Source organism: Fluviicola sp. (assembly GCF_039596395.1).
In the GTDB taxonomy this organism is placed as follows: domain Bacteria; phylum Bacteroidota; class Bacteroidia; order Flavobacteriales_D; family Crocinitomicaceae; genus Fluviicola.
Genome location: NZ_JBCNJT010000001.1, coordinates 388,950 through 404,129, shown reverse-complemented (window position 1 = coordinate 404,129; position 15,180 = coordinate 388,950). Strand labels below are relative to the sequence as shown.

12 protein-coding genes are annotated in these 15,180 nt (G+C 44.1%); 1 reads left to right on the top strand and 11 read right to left on the bottom strand.

What is annotated here, in order from left to right; translation table 11 throughout:
• Positions 1-46 precede the first annotated feature (46 nt).
• On the top strand, positions 47-829 hold the full coding sequence (locus ABDW02_RS01550; RefSeq protein ID WP_343631464.1) for a hypothetical protein: 783 nt from the start codon (positions 47-49) through the stop codon (positions 827-829).
• Positions 830-870: 41 nt separating this feature from the next.
• Here the strand turns inward: ABDW02_RS01550 and ABDW02_RS01545 are convergent, their stop codons facing one another.
• From ABDW02_RS01545 to ABDW02_RS01495, 11 genes are all read right to left on the bottom strand, one after another.
• Positions 871-2,052: a hypothetical protein gene (locus ABDW02_RS01545; protein WP_343631462.1), complete on the bottom strand. Its 1,182-nt coding sequence runs from the start codon at positions 2,050-2,052 to the stop codon at positions 871-873.
• A gap of 1 nt (position 2,053) precedes the next feature.
• Positions 2,054-3,478, bottom strand: a complete 1,425-nt coding sequence (locus ABDW02_RS01540) for an MBOAT family O-acyltransferase (RefSeq protein WP_343631460.1) — start codon at positions 3,476-3,478, stop codon at positions 2,054-2,056.
• A gap of 108 nt (positions 3,479-3,586) precedes the next feature.
• The gene (gene lon / locus ABDW02_RS01535) at positions 3,587-6,004 is read right to left on the bottom strand and encodes an endopeptidase La (protein WP_343631458.1); all 2,418 of its coding nucleotides are present in this window, start codon (positions 6,002-6,004) and stop codon (positions 3,587-3,589) included.
• Positions 6,005-6,176: 172 nt separating this feature from the next.
• Positions 6,177-6,665 (bottom strand): OmpA family protein, encoded by a 489-nt coding sequence (locus tag ABDW02_RS01530; protein ID WP_343631456.1) that lies wholly within the window; start codon positions 6,663-6,665, stop codon positions 6,177-6,179.
• A gap of 38 nt (positions 6,666-6,703) precedes the next feature.
• Positions 6,704-6,910, bottom strand: a complete 207-nt coding sequence (locus ABDW02_RS01525) for a DUF4287 domain-containing protein (RefSeq protein ID WP_343631454.1) — start codon at positions 6,908-6,910, stop codon at positions 6,704-6,706.
• Positions 6,911-7,009: 99 nt separating this feature from the next.
• Positions 7,010-8,485 carry a nicotinate phosphoribosyltransferase gene (locus ABDW02_RS01520; protein ID WP_343631452.1) on the bottom strand — a complete coding sequence of 492 codons (1,476 nt, stop codon included), beginning with the start codon at positions 8,483-8,485 and terminating at the stop codon, positions 7,010-7,012.
• Positions 8,486-8,498: 13 nt separating this feature from the next.
• On the bottom strand, positions 8,499-9,338 hold the full coding sequence (prs, locus tag ABDW02_RS01515; protein ID WP_343631450.1) for a ribose-phosphate diphosphokinase: 840 nt from the start codon (positions 9,336-9,338) through the stop codon (positions 8,499-8,501).
• Between the two features lie 73 nt (positions 9,339-9,411).
• Positions 9,412-10,104: an NUDIX domain-containing protein gene (locus tag ABDW02_RS01510; protein WP_343631448.1), complete on the bottom strand. Its 693-nt coding sequence runs from the start codon at positions 10,102-10,104 to the stop codon at positions 9,412-9,414.
• A gap of 162 nt (positions 10,105-10,266) precedes the next feature.
• Positions 10,267-13,050 (bottom strand): T9SS type A sorting domain-containing protein, encoded by a 2,784-nt coding sequence (locus tag ABDW02_RS01505; protein WP_343631446.1) that lies wholly within the window; start codon positions 13,048-13,050, stop codon positions 10,267-10,269.
• 223 nt (positions 13,051-13,273) lie between these two features.
• Complete coding sequence (locus ABDW02_RS01500) at positions 13,274-14,416, bottom strand: putative sugar nucleotidyl transferase (protein ID WP_343631444.1); 1,143 nt, start codon at positions 14,414-14,416, stop codon at positions 13,274-13,276.
• Between the two features lie 72 nt (positions 14,417-14,488).
• Positions 14,489-15,151, bottom strand: coding sequence for an HAD family phosphatase (locus ABDW02_RS01495; RefSeq protein ID WP_343631442.1), 663 nt, complete (start codon positions 15,149-15,151; stop codon positions 14,489-14,491).
• Between the last annotated feature and the right edge of the window lie 29 nt (positions 15,152-15,180).

Genomic DNA, 15,180 nt, shown 5'->3' with positions numbered 1-15,180 from the left:
GAGGCGAATCAATTAATCTCTATTTTCAGTTCATCAAACTACAGTTATGAGCAAGCCGATCATGTCATTACCTTGTAATCAGTCACATACGCAAATGGAAAAACGTGACGGTGACTATTATTGTTCCAGCTGTGAGAAAACATTGATCGATTTTCGTCAGAAAACAGCACCTGAAATCAGCCACATTATTTCCTCAAGCCCGAAAAAGGTTTGTGGGATTTTCAATAACCACCAAATCAGTTCGAAAACTTCATCTGTTGCATTGTCCGGTGCTTCCTATCGGGTAGGATTATCTTTACTGGGTATACTTGGTTTTTTGGGTCCGATAACCTCTTCCTGCGAGTCGGCACCGGATGATGCAGCTACTGTGAAACAAAAAGCCTTCAACAAGCTGAAATTCCCTATGAAGATCAGCGGACAACTAAAAGATGAAAAAACCGGAAAGCCTTTGGCAAACTCTCCGGTTGAGATCCACCAGGAAGGAAAAACGATCCTGAAAGGCTACACGGATGAATCCGGGAATTTCGAACTCACGGTATACAAAGACCATCTCAAGAAGGAAACTTTTGATTTGATTTATCTTTCCAAAAAACACATTGCAGACACTTTGCACCAACAAAAACTGGAATCTTTTGCAAAAGGGAAGAAATTGATCCTGACTTTAAAAGCAGAACCTGCCAAATGCAGTTACACGCTTGGAGAAGCTCCTATCCAGATTAACGGAGATGTAATTGAGGGTGAAGTCATTCCGGACTATTACGAACCAACGGCCGGAGTCCCTGCTATTGAATTACCGGTAGAACCAACAGAAAAAACTGAACCACAATAAAAGTTACCTAAAGTAAACACCGATTTCTACCTGCGCCTAAATCAAATAAGGGGACTTGCGAAAGCAGTCCCTTTATTTTTCGGATAGTAAAGCTCATAAGCACGCTCTATGAAACCAAAGCCCAAACGCGGCAAATTGGCATCCGTACAAATAATGAACACCACCTTGTTTTCTTCCAGTTTTTTATTCAGATCCTGATCTTTCGCCCAGGTTTCCTTTGTATAGGAATTCGGATAGATTTGTTCGTTATAATACCAGAATTCTCCGTTATTGAACAGCCAATTGGATACATTGGAATTGAATAATCCCCAATAAAAACTATCCGAAACCACCATGACTTTCGGATCTTCCTTTTCCGGTGCACGGTTCGGATGGAATTTCGGGTAGGCCAATTTCAAATCCCGGATATCGAACATCAGGTTCGCACCTTTCTGAATATCCCCGTCATCAATCAAGGCTATATCTGAAAGTTCCGTTTTCTCCAATACCAACCGGGGTATTTCATGCTTCGTGCTTTTTGAAACGTAGTTTACCAGGGAATCAGCTACTAAGAACTGGCCATAAGCCGTCCAGTGTATCCCGGTTTTGGAAAATAAAGGATGTTTTGTCGTACGCTTCATGGATTCAAACCAGGTGTGCATGTCGATATAAGCAACAGCCTGTTTGTTGAATGCTTTAAGATAACCTTCAAAATTGGTCTTGCCTTTTTTAGAAGAGGCGTATTTATCCGGGATGAATTCAGGCACGTAACTTGCTTTTCCGGGAGCCAGGATAACAACCAGGTCTATTCCTTTTTTCTTCAGGGTATCCTGCACCAGCTTCAACTGCCTGCTTGTTTCGGCTATTTTTTTATCACCTGCGAAATCCATCCCGTAATAAGCCGAAATGTAATTTTCCTCAAACAGGTAGTGTTCTTTTCCTGCAATCACGCCATTCGCGTGAATGACATCAAACAGGCTGAAATTCCACTGGTTGTATAAACGCACCCAGGAAGGATAAAATCCGGTGTGTTCGGCAAGGTATTTATCCTGTTTTTCCTGGTATTCGCCCGAAAACCAGCTCTTTTTGGTCCATTCGGGTTTCGTAGAAAGTGCAAAAGAACCGTTTAACGGCTTCTCTTCCAGGAAGCGAAACTTGTGCTGAATCATCGGAATAAACAACACCGCGATAATCCCTGCAAAAACAAGTTGCTTTAATCGCTTATATGACGGCTGCTGTTTCATCTTAAAAACGGAAATAAATGAACGGATTAAACCCGGATGAAATAACAGAACTTGCGCTCATTATAAACAGCAAAACAGTCACCAGCAGGAAAAGCCCGTTTGTTGATAGTGAATACGCATTCCGGTTATAGACAAATTCCTGGATGTTCTTTCCGATCCGCAAAGCCGGGAAAAATGAAAAGAAAGCCGCCACTGCAAGCAAAGGCCAAAAATTCGGCAAGGTGATGAATGTTGAATCCCAACTAAAATCAAACAAGCGTTGAAAGTACAGTCCCACTTGCCCCAAATCGTCTTCGATGTGGAAAATGACCCATCCCATCATAACCACCAGGAAGGTAAAAGCAATCGAAACCACACTTCCCAGGCGATTCAGCAGTTTTACCAGGAAAATGCGGTCGAGAATCAGGAAAGTTCCGTGGAAAGCTCCCCAAACCACAAAATTCCAGGAGGCGCCGTGCCAGAACCCGGAAAGAATAAACACCAAAGCCAGGTTGAAATACAAACGCGATTTGGATGAAACGCGATTCCCTCCCAGTGGAATGTACAGGTAATCACGCATGAAATTTCCCAAAGTCATGTGCCACCTGCGCCAAAACTCCGTGATGCTTTTGGAACTGTAAGGACTGTTGAAGTTCTCCGGAAAATGAAAGCCCATGATTTTCCCCAATCCGATCGCCATGTCGGAATAACCGGAAAAATCAAAATAGATCTGCATGGTATAAGCTATAATACCGATCCACGCCGTTGAAGCGCTCAATTGATGAAAATCGCTGTCGAAAATGACATTTGCCTGTTCCGCCATGACATTTGCAATCAATACCTTTTTCGCCAAACCAAGGGTAAAACGGTAGAAACCGATCAATTTTTCATCGATGTTCTCTTTTCGCTCTATCACCTCATCGGCAATTTCCTGGAAACGAACGATCGGTCCGGCAATCAGTTTCGGAAAAGCCAGCAGGTACAATAAATAATCCTTCAAATTGCTCAGCGGAGCATGTTTCCCGCGGTAAACATCCACAGTATAAGTTATTGATTCAAACGTAAAGAATGAAATCCCGATCGGCATAATGACTTTCGTCCAGGAAACTTCTTTCAGCCCGAAACTTTCCAAAATGGCATTCGCATTTCCAATAAAAAAATTGGAGTATTTAAAATAGGCCAAAAGCCCCAGATTGACCGTCAGAGAGAGTATCAGCAGGGTTTTCTTCTTCCGGGCTTGCTGTGAACGATGAATTTCGCGAACAAACAGAAAGTCCATAAAGGAAGTTCCCAACAAGATAAAAACGAAAACGGGAGCTCCCCAGGTGTAGAACAGGATGCTGAAAAAGAAAATGGTCCAGTTTTTCAGCGCTTTCGGAACTACATGGTAAACAAGCAGGAATAAAGGCAGGAAGTAAAAAAGAAAAAGAGTACTGCTAAAAACCACTTGTTTGCTGATTTGGTTTTCAAAGATAAAAAAATGTGGGAACGCAATGCAGTGCGCCTCCACATTTATAAACCAGTAGGCGCGCGATTAATCGCGCGCCTACTGGTTTTATTTTCCTTTCTTTTCCAATGCCAGATCGATGACTTCCTTCATCTTTTTGACATAATGGAATTTCAGTCCTTTTACGTAATCAGCAGTGATCTCCTCCACGTCTTTGCGGTTGCGCTCAGACAAGATGATTTCTTTGATGTTTGCACGTTTTGCAGCCAGTATCTTTTCCTTGATCCCCCCAACCGGAAGCACTTCGCCACGAAGGGTAATTTCTCCGGTCATTGCCAGGTTCTTTTTCACTTTTCTTCCCGAGAAAGAACTGGCCAATGAAGTCAGCATGGTGATACCGGCACTCGGCCCGTCTTTCGGAGTTGCTCCTTCCGGAACGTGAATGTGTACGTTTTTCTCGTCGAATAAATCCTGGTCCAGATCCAGCCAGTCGCTGTGTGCTTTTAAGAATTCCAGGGCTATCACCGCGGATTCTTTCATCACATCTCCCAGGTTTCCGGTAAGGGTCAGTTTCCCTTTTCCTTTTGTCAGGGAAGATTCGATAAACAGGATATCGCCTCCGACACTTGTCCAGGCCAAACCTGTTACCACTCCAGGAACATCGTTGTTGTCGTATTTCGTTTTTTCGCGGCCAGCCCCCAAAATACCTGTCAATTCATCGATACCGATTTTCTCCTCGTATTTCTCTTCCAAAGCCACTTGTTTTGCCCGGTGACGAGCCAGTTTTGCCAGTTTTTTATCCAAACCGCGTACTCCGGATTCATTGGTGTAATTCTCAATGATGCGTTCCAGTGTTTTGCGGTCTACTACCAGGTCTTTTTTCGTAATCCCGTGTGCTTCCAGCTGTTTCGGCAACAAGTGTTTTTTCGCGATCTCAATTTTCTCTTCAATCGTGTAGCCGTTCACCTCGATGATTTCCATTCGGTCCAGCAAAGGCCCCTGCACAGTTGACAAACTATTTGCCGTTGCAATGAACATCACTTTGGAAAGGTCGAATTCCGTTTCCACGTAATTGTCGTAGAACGCCGAGTTTTGCTCCGGGTCCAGTACTTCCAGCAAAGCGGAAGACGGATCTCCGTGATTGCTTCTTCCCAGTTTATCGATTTCGTCCAATACGAAAACCGGGTTGGCGGAACCTGCTTTTTTCAAATGCTGCATTACCCGGCCAGGCATCGCTCCGATGTAGGTTTTACGGTGACCGCGGATTTCAGCTTCGTCGTGAACACCTCCCAAAGACATGCGCACGTATTTGCGGCCCAAAGCTTCAGCAACCGATTTCCCCAGGGAAGTTTTTCCAACTCCCGGAGGACCGTAGAAACACAGGATCGGGGATTTCATATCGCCTTTCAGTTTCAAAACCGCCAGGTATTCCAAAATACGCTCTTTCACTTTTTCCAATCCGAAGTGATCGCGTTCCAGGATCTTCGCCGCATGTTTCAAATCCAGATTATCGGTCGAATATTCGTTCCAAGGAAGGTCCAGCAGCGTATCCAGGTAATTCAGCTGAACGGTATATTCAGCTCCCTGCGGATTCATGCGCTGTAATTTTGCCAATTCCTTGTAGAACAATTTCGACACTTCCTTCGACCACAATTTTTTAGCTGCGCGGTCTTCCAAGTCTTTTACATCCTGTTCCTGCGGGTTATCGCCCAACTCGTCCTGAATAGTACGAATTTGCTGGTGCAGGAAGTATTCGCGCTGCTGGCGGTCCATGTCCATGCGTACTTTAGACTGGATTTCGTTGCGCATTTCCAGCAACTGGGATTCCAGTGTCAAATGCTCCACCACCATTCGTGCACGTTTGCGGAAATCCAACTCTTCCAGCAATTCCTGCTTTTTCTTCACATCCGCATTCATGTTGGATGAAATAAAATTCACCATGAAGGTCGGAGATTCGATATTGCCGATAGCAAATGCTGCTTCGGAAGGAATGTTCGGACTGTCTTTGATAATTTGAAGCGCCAGTTCTTTAACGTTGCGGAACAGCAATTCCATTTCCTGGTCGTCTTTTTCCGGAAGGATCTCTGTCAGGAAATTCACCTTGGCACGCATGTACGGCTCGGTTTGATACGGTTCGGTGATTTCGAAACGTCTTTTTCCCTGGATAATTACAGTCGATGAACCATCAGGCATTTTCAGCAAACGCACGATCTGCGCAACTGTTCCGACGCGGTGCAAATCATTGAATTCCGGGCTTTCCTCTTCCTGGTCAATTTGGGCAACCACTCCAATGATGCGTTTTCCGCTATTGGCGTCCTGCAATAATTTCAGGGATTTATCGCGTCCGATCGTAATCGGAATCATGACTCCCGGAAAAAGTACATTATTTCGTAAAGGCAAAATCGGTAAATCTTCCGGGAAAATTTCTTTGTTCATATTGTCCTCGTCGTCCTGGGACATCAAAGGCAAAAATTCTGCATCCTCTTCCGATGAAACGATAATTGTATGGTCGAATGAATCTTTCATGTATGTGTATTTAACGTCAAAATGTCATTGTTCTTATAAATGAATTTCATTCATTCACTAAAAAAACGCAGACGATAGGGTTTGGCAAGAGCTGTGCCAATTCAAATTCCCTGACGATTTGACATAGTCATTTACGAACTATAAATTACGACAATTCCGGAAACTGTTGAAATCAAATTCCTGTAATCTTTAATTCGGTTCTTCTGTTCCGCTGATGCAGAGCTTCGTAGGTTTTCTTATCGGTTTTCCGGTATTTTTCGATTTCTTCCGAAGGAACAACCAACTGACTTTCGCCATACCCTTTGGCAGTAATTCTTAGAGAAGGAATTCCGCGTGCTATTAAATAATTGCGAACGGATTCGGCACGAAACTGAGTGATTCTTGCATTCGAGGTATCCGATCCTCTATGATCCGTGTGAACGCCGATCTCAACAGTGATCGTATTGTTCTTTTCTAAAAATTGTACCACGCTATCCAACTGGGACAACATCAGACTATCTGTTACCAGCAATTGGTTGTAGCCGCCCAATGCGTAACGCACATCCGTTAATATGTGTTTCTGGCCCAAAGTAAAGGTGGAATCGGAAAAATGAAAGTTCTTTTGGGAATTAGCAGTAAAAGCAAACCAAAAGCACAATAACGTACACATGAATCTTTTCATACTTATGCATGTCTTCTTTCCCGAAAAGTAAACGATTATCATTCAAGGCCTTTCAGGTAATGAGTCGTTAAAGTCCGTGCCCAATAACGAGGAACAGCGTGCATTTCCTGAAGGAATGCCACCACTTCATTCGACTTCTTTTCTTCCGCCTTGAAATCTTTCAGGGTTTCCATCCAAAAAGAAATGGGTTTACCTGTTTTCTCTATGACTTGCTCATCGCTTACATCCCAGTATTCTTTTTTCATGCTGAACTGATTTCATGCGAAGATACTACAGGAACCTAAAACTAAAAAGCTGCCCCACACAGAGACAGCTTTTCATTCCTGAAAGATATTTCAGTTTTTTCAGATTTTCTCAGAAACAGTCGTTGATTCTTTCACCCGTTCTCTGACTTCTGCCAAAGATTGGTCTACCAGTAATTTTCCGTCTCTGAACACTTCTTTCAATGCTCCCTGTTTTTCTTCTTCCCAGCTTACCTGGTCCTGTAAAACATAAGTGCCGTTTGTGAATTCCACTTTCATCAATCCTTTGGCAGATTTTTTCGTTCCATCGTCCGTAACCGGAGCTTTGAAGATCTCTCGCCCTACTCCGTTTACTTCTCCGTAAGTTGCTTTCATGGCAAACCCGAACGTATCACGTGTATTGTATTGGTACGTGTAAGAACCGATTCCAAGAACCACATTCGTAGATGCAAATCCTTTGGCTTTCAAGCGCTCACAAATGTGTGTGGCCCGCGTGGTTGTGATGCTGTCCCCGTAAATTGCACCGATATGCGGATCCAGTTCTTTGAATCCTTTTTCATTGGTTTGGCCACCGAATGTATCCCACAATAATTCCACGACTCCTTTGCGTTCGTACTCCGTTTTCCCTTCCGGATTTCCACAAATGATATCTACCGGATCACCGCTGTCAGGGCGGATCACTACTTTTCCTTCACGCCCCAGAATCTCATTTTTCAATTGAGGCAGGTAATTTGTCAGTACTTTCCACAAATCCCAGGTATCGGAAACGATGGATACGATTCCTTTCGGGTATACGTCGCAAATCAATCTTCTGAACGTTCCGATCTCATCTTCAATCGTTCCCATGCACATCACACTGTGTTCCGTTGCTGAAACGGATCCTCCGATGAGTTCTTTATTAGAATCCGCACCGTAATAGTGCTCCAATGTTTCAATGGCCGGAATGGTATCTGTTCCTGTGAAACTGGTCAAATGTCCCATTCCTGAGATTAAAGCCGCTTCAATACCTGCCATTCCGCGCATGGAGAAATCGTGTCCCTGCCAGTCTACAAATTCCGGCATAGAAGATGTTTCAGCAGCAAATTTATCGAGGATCAGACGGTATTGTCTTGCCAGAGTTGCAGAAGTACATGGCATCCAAACAACTGCTGAAACCAGGGTTTCGAAGTAATTCGTCAGCCAGAAGAAATCCGGCAACGTATTATACATCGTAAACATCGGCACTTTCATCGGAACGATTGCTCCTTCTGGCAATGCTTTGATCACCATCGGAATGTATCCCAAATCGTGCAGGTCTGCAATGTGTTTCGTCCCGACCTGGTTTTCTCCCAGGTAATTGTTGATGCGTCGCTCGTATTGCGCCAGTACTTTTTCCTTCGGTTGTTTGAAGAAATGTTCTTCAAAATCTTCCAAAATGTATTTTTTGATGAAGTATTGCAAACCGAAGAAAACCACTTCGTTTACTCCGTCCAGCCTGCTTTTTCGGGGAGTCCAGTTGGAATACACCAAAGTTGTTCCGGTCGGATATTGTCTTCTGTGGTCTACTTTATACCCGTCTGTTAATAATAAAGGATTCATATCGATTGATTTTTTAAGATAAAATAGTTTGATTTAATTTGATTTGGGTCATATTCGGATGCTCCAGTTCCTTGAAAGAATCGGTAGTGAAAATACGATCGAAATAGTTTGCCAGGTCCGCTACTCCTTTGCTGAAAATTCCGTGACTGACCGCCAGGTACAATTTCCCGGCATTCTTTTTCTTCAGTTCCTGTGCCAGCCCCATGAATGTACCGCCGCCGTCGCAAATGTCGTCCACCACCAAACAATCACGACCGCCCAGGTCATCGGAATAGACTTTGAAGCCTTCCAGTTTCCCGGTTTTTACATCGCGGTGTTTGCTGCATTCCACTACATCCAGCCCGTTCAGGAATTCGGATACTTTGTAAATTTTCTTCAAAGCTCCTCCATCCGGAGAAATCAATAACGGTTCTTTCCCGATTTGTTTGATTACTTCGGCGATAAACCGGTGATTCGGAACAGCATCACATTTGTTTAATAAGGCCGGTGTTACTTCGGAATGTGCATCGAAAACGGTTACTTTTTTGAAACCCAATCCGTTGATGATGTCTGCATAAACTTTCACGGAAAGCGGTTCACCTTTGATCATCACCCGGTCCTGGCGCGCTGCCGGAAAATAAGGAATGATTAATTGGGCCAATTCCAGTTCCATACGCTGTAATGCATCTGCTGCCAGGCATAAAATTCCCAAATCGTGGAAGGAATTCAGGCGATGTGTTACCGTTACCGCTTGTGTGGTGTCAAAATCCGGGTTGATCTTGATGTGCGGTTCTCCACCTGCAAAAGTGAATACCTGGAATTCAATTTCTTTGCCCTCAAGCGGTTTGAAATTTTTGTCGAGATTGAGTATCATAGATTTTAATTTGTGTTCTTTTTACGCAAATATAAAATACACGCATTGATTTAGCAAGTATTTTGCGTAAAAATTACGCAAAATTAATTTCAAAGTGTATTCCATTTGCAATTAACTCGTTGTATTTTAACGCATTAAATCGAAATAATTTTGCCGGGCGTCCGCTCTTTTTACTGGCAAACCGGTCTGTTTCTTCTACAAATCCGAAGCTTAGGATTTTCTTCCGGAAATTCCGGCGGTCTATTTCCCGGTTGAGGATCGTGCAATACAGGTTTTCCAATTCGGAGAATAGAAATTCATCCGGAAGTAACCCGAACCCGATCGGTTGGTAGGTCACTTTATTTTTCAACCGTTGAATGGCCGTTTCTACAATTTCCCTATGATCGTAAGCCAAATCGGGAAGTTCATCGATCGGGAACCATTGCGCATCCTCCGCATCGGTATCTGCTTTTACCTGGAACTGGGCAGGATTTACCAAAGCAAAATAGGCCACTGAAATGACCCGGAAACGCGGGTCGCGGCGAATATTGTCTCCGAAGGTATAAAGTTGTTCCAGGAAGTTCACTTCTATTCCCGCTTCTTCCTGGAGTTCCCGTTTTACAGCTGCAGACAAGGATTCATCGTCCTTTACAAAACCGCCTACCAAAGCCCATTGCTGTTTCATGACACCAAATTTTTGCTTGATGAGCAACACGCTTAGTTTATTCCCGGAATACCCGAAAACAATGGCGTCTACAGCTACTTTTATGTTTTGATCAAGCTTCATAAAAAAGAATGTGTGTCCTGTACGCAAATCTAGTTTCTTATTCCGAAAGCAGGAGCTTCAAATCCTGAATTAATCAACGAATTATAAACAAAAACCCATCCGCCGGATGACGAATGGGTTTTAATTCCAGGGTGACTTCGACTAGGCTCAGTCACTTAACACTTAGTGTTTCACAACTCTTTTTTGCGAATATTTGGAACCGTCAGTAATTCGGATGATGAACAGGTTTCCATCCAAACCGCTCAGGTCAATCTCCTGCATGGTTTGATAACCGGATATTGTTTGAAGCAATTTTCCGTTGATATCAAACACATGAATGGTTGCTCCTGCTTCTGAAATTCCGTTGATGCGCACAGAACCGGTAGTTGGATTCGGGTAAACCGTATAGGAATCCCCATTGATCATGCTTTCTTCCACTCCCAAATCTTCCGGAACGGTACCAAAGTCGATCCCACATGGTCCTTCGTTGCTTAAGAAAGCGTTTCTGACAGCCGTTGCTTTTGCGAATAATGCATTTACAGGATCGAAAATAGCGGCGGTTTGTACGCCTTCGCTTTTGATCAGGTATGCGTAATCCAATTCGAAAGATTCGCCGTTGCCTAAAGCTGCTTTCCCGAAAGAATATCCTCCGCGGCGATCTCCACCCGGATTTGCAGTTGATCCAGGACCAGTCGGTTCATATTCTGACCAGTTATCAAATCCTGGATCAATTCCTTCTGTTCCGAAATGGTTCGGGTCCTGATAACCGGAATACAAATACTTGGTTTGGACAGCGGTCACACCCGGACTTCCCGGAAAACCTATCCCTCCATAATACATAGGATCACCGAACCGGAAATACCCGTTCAGGATATGGTGTAAGTCCCCGGTATTTGAAGGATCTGATACAGCAGGGGCTGCGTTCGTTCCTGTGTAAATGGAAGAAGCATACAATCCTTCATACTCGTTGTCTGTAACTCCATCGTTGTATCCGTAACCGTTTACAGATTCACCCGGCATCAAACCGATTCCGTTATCCAATCCGTCGTTTGCCTGTTTGAATCCTTTCAACACCATGATTCCCTGTGCAGGAATGGTATCGTGAAAACCGCGGCGGCCTGCATTGTCTTCATCGTTCAGGTCTGCGTTGTAATTGTATACCAATCCTAAATCGACTTTCGTTCCGAAATAATCGTCGTTATAATTTCCTAAATCGCCGTCAAAACGCCCACCGAAGAACATGGAATCAATTTCAGCTCCGCGGGAATACACTTGGATTTTTCGCATCAGTACATTCTCAAAAGTTTCCGAAGTATCACATGCTTCCGTATACACGTAGCTGTGGAACTCAACTGCTTTCGCTGCATTTCCGTTTGTTCTGTAATGTGTGATACTGAACACGCAATCATTTCCATAAATGCTCGGATAATCTCCCTGAAGCGGTTCATAAGTTCCGTTACTGTTCACATCTACGAAAGGTGCGAGATCTGCTTCCTGCCCTAAAGCGGTATTTCCGTGTGCAGGCCAGTTTCTGATCTGCCATACCGGAACATAGCTGGACGATCCTGATTGCAGGGAATCAATGTGATCTTCGATCATTTGAAGGCTCACATGGTAAGGACGGTTGTATTTTGCTTCCAGAACCTCGTCGTACATGGAACTTGTGGTATACGGGCCGGGAAGTTCGTGGTATTGCTCGTTGAAACCGGATTCGGCATTTGCAATGGTATCGTTCCCGATAAATCCTACAAAGCTTTCACTGAGGTTATAACAAGCGGAAATCCCATTGTAGGTTGCTCCGGAAAGGTTATCAGGGCTAGTGATTACTTTGGTACCCAAACCGATGGAGGCTCTTAAATTGTATCCTGCCTGGATAGGAGTTTCGTACTCTTCTCGCTGCAACACCGGACGGTTTTTATAAAACTCGCAATAAGCCGCTCTTCCCTGCATCGGATTATTCTCCAGGTCAAGTGACAAGCCTTTTGTGTCATTCGATCCTGTAAGCACCACTCCGTCAGCACCTCTTTTAACAATGTGATAAATGATATTCGTAGTTCTTACCGAATCAATAAAGTTGAACGACTGATCTGCCAGAAAGAAAATGCCTTTGAAAGCATTATTGTACTTGTAGAAAAGGTGGTATCTGTTATTCACAAACTCAACCTGGCTGGCATTTGCACCGGAAGGCGACACAAAAACACCGCTATTGGTCATTGCTCCGGCAGCGTTGTAATGTTCGATATTCGCACCATTTGTAATTCCGATTGTAGTCGGGTCAACTAAAAAAGAACTTACCGAACGCGTTGTTGTAATACCGGATGTTACACTGGTATAGGTATTCGCGGCTGTTCTGGTGTAAAGCACGGCTGTAGGCACTCCTATACTGCAAACGATCTTCTCCAATCCGTTTACTACAAAGAGATTACCGCTTTTGTAACCGGCATTCAGAATATTTGTCGGTGTAACTGTAGTTGAAATGGTAGCATCCACCACTTCTTCCGTTGGAAGGTTAAAAGTACCGGCATTTACCGCTACACGCACGAAACCACCCGTATTTATAAGTGCGTAAGTAACTAATTCGTTCCCGATCAGTTTCGGTTCAAAATAAGAAAGCCGGTAACTGCTCGTACTGGTCACGGAATTGATTAATGCACCGGTGGTCTTGTTGACCTTCAACCAGATCAGTTTCATGGAAGAAGAAGTCCCGACTTCCAACGCATAATACAATTCATTTCCTTGCTCTATGACAGTCAGGAGTACGACATTCTGAATAGTTCCGGGCAGCGTCACAGCGTATGATCGCTGATCAAAAGCCTCCACATCACCCAGATCGGAGATGCGCTGTGTTGAAATCTTGATTTGTCCGGAACCTACAGCGGATAAACTTGCCAGGTTTATCTTGTTCTGGGAATCGAAGTAACTGAAACTTGAAAAAGCCGCATTGCCGCTTGTTGCAGTTCCATGCATAAAGGTTCTGTTAAATTGGGAAAAAGCAAATCCACTTATTAACAGAACGAGACAGGTAGAAATTATTCTCATAATGACATTATTTAGTAGTTAAACATGTTTGCTTATAAGGGCAAACGGGTGTCATTGAGAAAGCGTTGGCGGATCATGCGGATTCCTGACGCTAAATCAGGATTGAAGGATTGAAGTGTACCTGTGATTGATTAAACGGTCATAACGCCCGTTATCCACCGTGCTTCGCCAGGTAATCGAATATGTAGTGATCGCCTTCCGTGAGTTCCAGACCGCGTCGGTCCATCATGGCATTTGCAGCATCTTTTGCTTTTTTCAGGTCGAAGAGATCTGTTCCGTTTACAGCGCCCCAGGAGAAGGACGGAATGAATTTTTTCGGGAATTCACCACCGAAGATATTGCAGGAAACCCCGACTACCGTTGCCGTATTGAACATCGTATTGATAGCGCATTTGCTGTGATCGCCCATACAAACTCCCATAAACTGCAAACCGGTTTCCACATCGGCACCCTGTTCATAAGACCAGGTTCGAATCATGGAATAGTTGTTCTTCAGATTGGAAGTGTTGCTGTCGGCACCGAAATTACACCATTCACCAATCAATGAATTTCCTAAGAATCCGTCATGCCCCTTGTTGGAATATCCCTGGAACACACAATTCGAGATTTCACCTCCGACTTTGCAAAACGGCCCGATGGTGGTTGCTCCGTAAATTTTAGCTCCCATTTTCACCACTGCGTGTTCTCCCAGTGAGAATGGCCCGCGGATCATGGAACCTTCCATCACTTCGGCATCTGCGGCAATATAGATAGGACCTGCTGTGGTATTTAAAAACGATCCTTCCACCGATGCTCCTGCTTCCAGGAAAACCAGTGACGGATCTCCGATAATCGTGTTTGAATGTGAAATGTATTGTGATTCCCTGCCACCTGTCAGTAAGAAATAGTCGGCAACCAGGATCTCGTCGTTCTTTTGGAACAAATCCCAGCGCTGAGTCAGTTCCAGCGGATGTTGTTCCGTCCATTTGATCTTTTGCTTTCCGTCTCCTCTTCTGGCAATCCAGGTATCTTCCGAAACCAACACCTGGTTATCTTCCAGGAGTACCACTGCCGCTGCAATGGCTTCCGTAGGAATAATCGCTGCGTTGACTTCGATTTCTGCTTTCCCTGAAATCCGCGGAAACTTTTTGGAAATGTATTTTTCCGTCTCGAAAGAAACCGTCGCTTCCGGGATCCATTTTTCCCACCGCTCTTTATTGGTCAGAATTCCAACCCTCAAATCACCAACAGGGCGCGTTAGTGTTAATGGCGCAAAACGCAGGTGCAATTCGTTGTCGTGAAGAATGATGTTCATGGTTGCTATTTGTTAAATTAAAGATACGTCTTTCTAATTACTAATTGCGAATTGCGATTGCTGAATTACGATTTATTTGAACAAATCAGCCAGGCGAGGGTCGTTAAAGTCTTCTATGAAAAACAATACGTTCGGGTATTTCGTGAATTCTTCCGGGTGATGCGTGGTGGTAACGATGACCACTTTCATTCCTGCATTCATAGCTGCTTCTGCTCCTTTGGGAACATCCTCAAACACGATGCAGGACTCCGGTTCTACGCCCAAAAGCGCCGCTCCTTTCAGAAACACTTCCGGATCCGGTTTACTTTTCGTTACATCTTCCGCACCTACAATGGCCTGAAAACGGGAACGGATATCCAGGCTATCCACTATAAAATCAATTGCCGAACGATCTGCCGCCGAACCAATCGCCATGGAAATACCCGATCTTTCAGCTTTTTCCAGCAAAGTACTCAGGCCAGGAATCAAAGCCACATACGGCCGGTATAATTCCTTGTATAATTCTTCTTTCTTTTGAGAATAGATAGCTATTGTTTCTTCACTCAAGGTTCCTTTTCCAAAAACACGCTCCAGCAATTCGTGGTTCTTGCCATACATCTGTTTTTTTACCTGTTCCAGGGTGAGGCCACCGTGCAAGTCTTCATTGATGATCCTGTTCCAGACCTGTAAATGAAAGTCCATGTCATCAATGATGGTCCCGTTGAGGTCGAAAAGAAATGCTTTTGGATGTGTCATAGTTTAATTGTTCAAAAGTTTAAAAGAGG